This is a genomic window from Microbacterium sp. (genome assembly GCF_035277845.1).
Taxonomy (GTDB): Bacteria; Actinomycetota; Actinomycetes; order Actinomycetales; family Microbacteriaceae; genus Microbacterium.
In genome coordinates, this window is the sequence record NZ_DATEJS010000291.1 from 1 (window position 1) to 3,486 (window position 3,486).

General features: G+C 69.7%; 3 protein-coding genes and 1 pseudogene. 3 read left to right on the top strand and 1 reads right to left on the bottom strand.

The genetic code is table 11. The annotated features are described in order from the left end of the window. From infB to VJR25_RS12785, 3 genes are all read left to right on the top strand, one after another. Positions 1-1,959 (top strand): translation initiation factor IF-2 (gene infB / locus VJR25_RS12775; RefSeq protein ID WP_324115606.1); only part of this gene is annotated, 1,959 nt, incomplete at its 5' end. A gap of 120 nt (positions 1,960-2,079) precedes the next feature. Then, the gene (rbfA, locus tag VJR25_RS12780) at positions 2,080-2,517 is read left to right on the top strand and encodes a 30S ribosome-binding factor RbfA (protein ID WP_324115608.1); all 438 of its coding nucleotides are present in this window, start codon (positions 2,080-2,082) and stop codon (positions 2,515-2,517) included. A 113-nt stretch (positions 2,518-2,630) separates the two neighbouring features. Next, positions 2,631-3,185 (top strand): hypothetical protein, encoded by a 555-nt coding sequence (locus VJR25_RS12785; RefSeq protein ID WP_324115610.1) that lies wholly within the window; start codon positions 2,631-2,633, stop codon positions 3,183-3,185. A gap of 3 nt (positions 3,186-3,188) precedes the next feature. Here VJR25_RS12785 and VJR25_RS12790 read toward each other — a convergent pair. Next, positions 3,189-3,486, bottom strand: a pseudogene (locus tag VJR25_RS12790) (A/G-specific adenine glycosylase); the annotation flags it as partial.

The following is a 3,486-nucleotide window of genomic DNA, read 5'->3' on the forward strand; positions in this document are numbered from 1 at the left end:
CCCGGCGGTGGCACCGCGGGTGCCTTCGGCAAGGGCGGCGGCAAGTCGAAGCAGCGCAAGTCGCGTCGGGCGAAGCGTCAAGAGTTCGAGATGCGGTCGGCGCCGGTCGTCGGCGGCGTCAACGTCCAGAAGGGCAACGGCGAGATCATCCGCATGCGCCGCGGCGCATCCATCGCGGACTTCGCGGACAAGCTCGAGGCGCTGAACGGCTACACCGTGCAGCCCGGCACGCTGGTCACGATCCTCTTCAACCTGGGTGAGATGGCCACAGCCACCGAGTCGCTCGACGAGGCCACCTTCGAGGTGCTCGGCGCCGAGCTCGGCTACAAGATCCAGATGGTCTCGCCCGAGGACGAGGACAAGGAGCTGCTCGAAGGCTTCGGTCTCGACCTCGAGCAGGAGCTCCTGGACGAGGAGGACGAGGACCTCGAGATCCGTCCTCCGGTGGTCACCGTCATGGGTCACGTCGACCACGGCAAGACGCGACTGCTGGATGCCATCCGGCAGACGAACGTGGTCGCGGGCGAGGCCGGCGGCATCACCCAGCACATCGGTGCCTACCAGGTGTGGACCGAGCACGAGGACATCGAGCGCGCGATCACCTTCATCGACACCCCCGGTCACGAGGCGTTCACCGCCATGCGTGCCCGCGGTGCCCAGGTGACCGACATCGCGATCCTCGTGGTCGCAGCAGACGACGGCATCATGCCGCAGACGGTCGAGGCGCTGAACCACGCCCAGGCGGCGGGTGTTCCGATCGTGGTCGCGGTCAACAAGATCGACAAGCCCGAGGCGAACCCGGCCAAGGTGCGCCAGCAGCTCACCGAGTACGGCCTCGTCGCCGAGGAGTACGGCGGCGACGTCATGTTCGTCGACGTGTCGGCCCGTCAGAACATCGGCATCCAGGAGCTCCTCGACGCCGTGCTGCTGACCGCGGACGCGGGTCTCGACCTGCGCGCGAACCCGAACAAGGACGCCCGCGGCGTCGCGATCGAAGCCAAGCTCGACAAGGGCCGCGGCTCGGTGGCGACCGTGCTCATCCAGTCCGGGACGCTGCGCGTCGGCGACGCGATCGTCGCGGGCACCGCGTACGGCCGCGTCCGCGCGATGATCGACGAGAACGGCGAGCAGGTCGAGGAGGCCGCGCCCTCCCGTCCGGTGCAGGTGCAGGGTCTGAACTCGGTGCCGCGCGCCGGTGACACCTTCATCGTCACCGAGGAGGATCGCACCGCCCGCCAGATCGCGGAGAAGCGCGAGGCCGCCGAGCGCAACGCCCAGCTGGCCAAGGCCCGCAAGCGCATCTCGCTCGAGGACTTCACCCGCGCCCTCGAAGAGGGCAAGGTCGAGTCGCTCAACCTCATCATCAAGGGCGACGTCTCGGGTGCCGTGGAGGCGCTCGAGGAGTCGCTGCTCAAGATCGAGGTCGACGAGTCGGTGCAGCTGCGCATCATCCACCGCGGCGTCGGTGCGATCACGGAGTCCGACGTGAACCTGGCGACGATCGACAACGCGATCGTGATCGGCTTCAACGTCCGCCCGGACGCGAAAGCCCGCGAGCGCGCCTCCCGCGAGGGCGTCGACATCCGGTTCTACTCGGTCATCTACAACGCGATCGACGATGTGGAGCAGTCGCTCACGGGCATGCTCAAGCCGGAGTACGAAGAGGTCCAGTCGGGCGTCGCGGAGATCCGCGAGGTCTTCCGGTCCTCCAAGTTCGGCAACATCGCCGGTGTCATCGTCCGTTCGGGCACGATCACGCGCAACGCGAAGGCGCGCGTCATCCGCGACGGCGTCGTCATCGCGGATGGCCTGGCCATCGAGTCGCTGCGCCGGTTCAAGGACGACGTCACCGAGGTCCGCACGGACTTCGAGGCGGGTATCGGCCTCGGCAAGTACAACGACATCCAGATCGGCGACGAGATCGAGACCACCGAGATGGTGGAGAAGCCGCGCGGCTGACCCCACTCGATCGTCGAGCGAGCGGAGCGAGTCGAAACGCAGTGTGCCCGTGAGGGTCGCTGCGTTTCGGCTCGTCGCTCCGCTCCTCGCTCAACGACCGGCGAGGACAAGGAGAAGAACATGGCTTCGGAACGACAGGCACGACTGGCCGACCGCATCCGCGTGCTCATCGCGGAGCGCCTCGAGAAGGGGCTGCGCGACCCGCGGCTCGGATTCGTGACGATCACCGACGTCCGCGTGACCGGCGACCTGCAGCACGCATCCGTGTTCTACACGGTGCTCGGCAGCGAGGAGGAGCGGCTGGCGTCCGGCGAGGCGCTGAAGTCCGCGACCGGGATGCTGCGCAGCGAGATCGGGCGCAAGCTCGGCGTCCGGCTCACGCCCTCGCTCGAGTTCATCCCCGACGCGCTGCCCGACAACGCCGGGCACATCGAGGACCTGCTGCGCGAGGCGCGTGAGCGGGACGAGCAGGTGGCGGGTCTCGCGGCATCCGCCACGTTCGCCGGCGAAGCCGACCCGTACGTCAAGCCCCGCGAGCTGGAGTACGAAGAGGACTGATGAAGCGTCGGCCGGGGGCGCGTCTGCGGGCATCGGCACTCGCGGCAACGATCGCGGTGCTCGCGCTCACAGGCTGCGCGGCCACGGCTCGTCCGGAGGTGAACCGGACATCCGTGACCAGTGCGCCGGCGGCGCCGTCCGCCGCCGCATCCAGCACACCGACGCCTCAGCCGGGCCGCACGCCGACCCCGACACCGACCCCGAGGCCCACGCCGACGTCGACCGCGGGCATCACCCCGGACGGGATCGGGCGCTTCACGCTCGGCGGCTCGTTCGCCGCTGCCGGAAAGGCCCTCGGGGCGACCCCGTACCCCGACTGCCGGTGGATCGTCACCCGCCGTGACACCATGACGACCTGGGTGGGCGCGAAGCACGACGGCACCGCCACGACCGACGTGATCGACCTGGTCGCGATCGACTCGTGGGGGTTCGACCACCAGCCGGCCGACCCGCCGCGCACCGCCGAGGGCATCACGCTGGGGTCGAGCCGTGCCGCCGTCGTGGCCGCCTACCCCACCGCGGTTCTCGTGACGGACCCGAACGCGCAATTCGCCCTGCGCTACGCCACGAGAGGTCGATCGATCATCTTCGAGGGTCGGGACGGCGTGGTCCGCTCCATCCAGGTGCTGGCCGGCGCAGACGCGACGCCCTCGGAATACTGCGGCTGAGGATCACCGCGGCAGACGCAGCATCCCGTCCGCCGCCTCGGCGAGGCCGTCCGCGACGAGCGAATCGATCGCGCGGTCGCGCTGTGCCGGGTCGTGCCAGTTGGCGAGCACCTCGTCGAGAGGGACGGATGCCGCGGCCCGCAGCTGCCGCAGCACAGCACCGCGAGCCTGGCGGTCGCTGCCCTCGTACCGTGCCTGACGGCGGGGCGCGTCGGCATTGTCGGGACGTCCCGCCTGCCGCCACGCGCACATATGCGCCAAGGGGCATGCGTCGCAGCGCGGCGCACGGGCTGTGCAGACG

Excerpts from the sequence above, each read along its gene's own strand:
- rbfA (WP_324115608.1), top strand. The coding sequence starts at position 2,080 with ATGGCTTCGGAACGACAGGCACGACTGGCCGACCGCATCCGCGTGCTC.